Genomic DNA, 2919 nt, shown 5'->3' on the forward strand with positions numbered 1-2919 from the left:
AAACTACCAAATCTTTCATCTGAACCTCCTTTTTTTGCGCAGAATATGATGGATTTAAAGTCAAAAACACTATGATTATTGGAAAAAACCAAGATACGAAACTAAATCTTTTCTTCATAATTTTCTCCTGTTCTTTATTGTCAAGCTCTTGCGAAATAAAAAAATTATAATAATTTTGATTTTTGATGCAGGGCTGTTGCCGAAGTCCATTTTTGTCATGCCGTCCGCCCCGGGCGGATCGGCATCTATTTGCCCATTATAATCGTTTATTAGACCCCGATCCGCCCTGGGCGGACGGGGTGACATTACTTGACTTCGACGATAGCCTCATTTTTAATATTACTTTAAATTATAACCCTCTATAAGAAGTGCCTGCAAAATATTTGTATTTATTGCTATTTTTATCCTTTTTTATTAACAATATTTCAATGCCTTCATATAAAACGGAAGGTATAAGATATTCCGGAATTCCGTCATTTTCAAGGTCAATTTCCATAATAAAAGCCATTTCCTCTTTCCACCAGCCGTAATAAGGGTGGTTATTGCTGAATAGTACCGGCATTAATAATTCAATATTCTGCGTTTTAGGATAATATTTAAGTAATCCTGAAAAACCATAGTCTGAGCCGTCCTTATAATCCTTTGAATATGTTATCAATAAATACTTCTTTTGACGAGCATTTGACAAAAAATCTATTTTAGCTTTTGTATTACCTTTTAATATCTGATCTTCAAATAATTCATAAGATTGTTTAAGGTAGTAATTCCTATCTTTCGGCGAAAAAGATTTTAATTTCAGTTTTTCCAGATTCTTGATTTGAACAGCTTCATTGTCGGAAATAAATTTTTCGATCTGTGCTAATCTATTTTTGTTTTTAAAATTTACCGGAGTAAACAAATAAGACTTTATTATTTTGGTAAAATTTCCTCTTACGGCAAGACACGGGTATTTAAATTCCTTTAGGCCGTATGCATTTTTAGTCTTTAAAACTAATTCTAATAAACGCTCTTGATTATGAATTCCGCTGGTAATCTCAAAATTATTACTTTTTGCCAATAACCTCTTGGAACCTACAAAAATCGTATAAGTTTCCCCCATTTTAATGTTGAGTTTTTTTGTCAGGACTCTAGCCGCGCCGGTAGAAACATTTACCCCGTTAGAGAAAGCCCCAAACTCATGTCTGGGGTATAAGTCTGAAGTTTCAGATGGCGGTGTAATGCCGCCATCTTTATTCGCGAAGCGCCCGTTGCCCGCCTGCCAGCGAGGCAGGTCTCTAACGGGGTTTACTGAAATATCTTCTGTTTTAGTGATATCGCTGCTAAAACTCAGTTTAAAAATAGAATCAATTTCTTTTTCATTTACGTGTTTGGTTTTGCATAAGTTTTTTAAATCTAAATATACAGTTGCTTTTCCATGCGATACATTATAAAAGCCGATGAGAACATTATTTACATCAAAATACTCAATATTCTTAATCTTTTTATTCTCGGCATAACTTAATAAACTTAAAAACAAGAACAAAATAATTAAACAATTTTTCGGATTTAAATAAATAAATTTCTTCATATTATTACTAAAATAAATTCGTAGACTTCTTTATTCGAGATTTTTTATTAGTGTTTCTAACGGCCTTTTATAGGGTCCTTTCATCGGTTTCAACGGATATCCGACAGGGACCACTGCCATAAACTCGCCTTTCGGCTCTTCAAGGAATTGAAGAATTTCATCTTTCATGATATACAATATTCCAAGCCATACTGCGCCAATTCCTAAAGAGGTGGCAGCTAAAAGAAGGTTTTGAACTGCGGCTGCCGAACTTTGTATTTCCATTGTCCGGAAAAAGTCATAGGATATTTCTTTTTTTACCCCGTTAGAGAAAACCCCAGACAGGTGCCTGGGGTACAAGTCTGAAGTTGCAGATGGCGGTGTAATGCTGCCATCTTTATTCGCAAAGCGCCCGTTGTCTCTAACGGGGTTTACTTTAAAAAGTTCAATACCGTGTTTGATTAGTTCACCCGAATTGGCAATCGCGATAAGCACAGGGGCTTCCTGAATTGTTCTGGAAGCCATTCGTAAAAGTACAGAAGACGGCTTTGGGAAATTAACGGAATGAGATGAAATGAAATTAACAAGCTCGCTTTTCCGTTCGCCTCGCACTATAATAAAGCGCCATGATTGCTGATTGTGAGCCGAAGGGGCCTGATTTGCAGCTTGAAGAAGCGTTAAAATATCTTCTTCGGAAATAGCCTTATCCGAAAACATTCTTACGCTTCTTCGTTTTTTAATAGTTTTTAATACGTCATTTCTTTCAAGCAATTTGTCGCTTAATAGCATGGATTCCTCTTAATATTGTGTGTTAAGTCTATCAAAAAGCATTAAATATTTCAATAAAAAAGAATAAGCCCCCTCACGAAAGAGAGAGCTTATTTCTTAAACATTTAACTATCAAATACTACTTACATGCACCACTTTAATGAATCTTGCCTTCTTGCCATCAAGTTATCCGATGGCAAGAAAGCAATAATGATTACTTGTAATTATTTGCCGCAGCAAAGATCAAAAACATAACCTACGAAGAGACCGATTGAAGTGCTGGCTACGTCAAGATTTCCACCAGTTTTCTTTAAAGCCGCTGTATAAGAAGAATAAAGAAGTGTGACATTAATATTCTTACTTATCACCGCGCCGCCACCGATTGCATAATAGATCCCGGCTTCAGGATCACCGACAGCATCTTTAAGTTTGGAGTTAATGCTGTACATATTGTACCCAAGATTAAGCTTAACAAAAGGAGCGATACTTTTTGAAGAAGTTTTGAAGCAATACTGCACTGTGCCGTAAATAGGCAAATAGGCCTGTTGAAGATCCTGGCTGGCAACATCACTTTTGTTGATCTTTGAATATTTGCTCATCATCTG

3 protein-coding genes are annotated in these 2919 nt (G+C 35.9%); all 3 read right to left on the reverse strand.

From position 1 onward, the window contains the following. Window positions 1–349: 349 nt before the first annotated feature. Window positions 350–1567, reverse strand: coding sequence for a hypothetical protein (locus tag NT145_08990; protein ID MCX5782809.1), 1218 nt, complete (start codon window positions 1565–1567; stop codon window positions 350–352). A 30-nt stretch (window positions 1568–1597) separates the two neighbouring features. Continuing rightward, on the reverse strand, window positions 1598–2335 hold the full coding sequence (locus NT145_08995; protein MCX5782810.1) for a nitroreductase family protein: 738 nt from the start codon (window positions 2333–2335) through the stop codon (window positions 1598–1600). Between the two features lie 203 nt (window positions 2336–2538). Continuing rightward, on the reverse strand, window positions 2539–2919 hold a 381-nt coding region (locus tag NT145_09000; protein MCX5782811.1), incomplete at its 5' end, for a hypothetical protein.

This window comes from Elusimicrobiota bacterium, from assembly GCA_026388075.1.
Classification (GTDB): Bacteria; Elusimicrobiota; Endomicrobiia; order Endomicrobiales; family JAPLKN01; genus JAPLKN01.

Bases quoted from the DNA above. Each gene is read 5' to 3' on its own strand.
- NT145_08995 (MCX5782810.1), bottom strand. From the start codon at position 2,335: ATGCTATTAAGCGACAAATTGCTTGAAAGAAATGACGTATTAAAAACT.
- NT145_08990 (MCX5782809.1), bottom strand. From the start codon at position 1,567: ATGAAGAAATTTATTTATTTAAATCCGAAAAATTGTTTAATTATTTTG.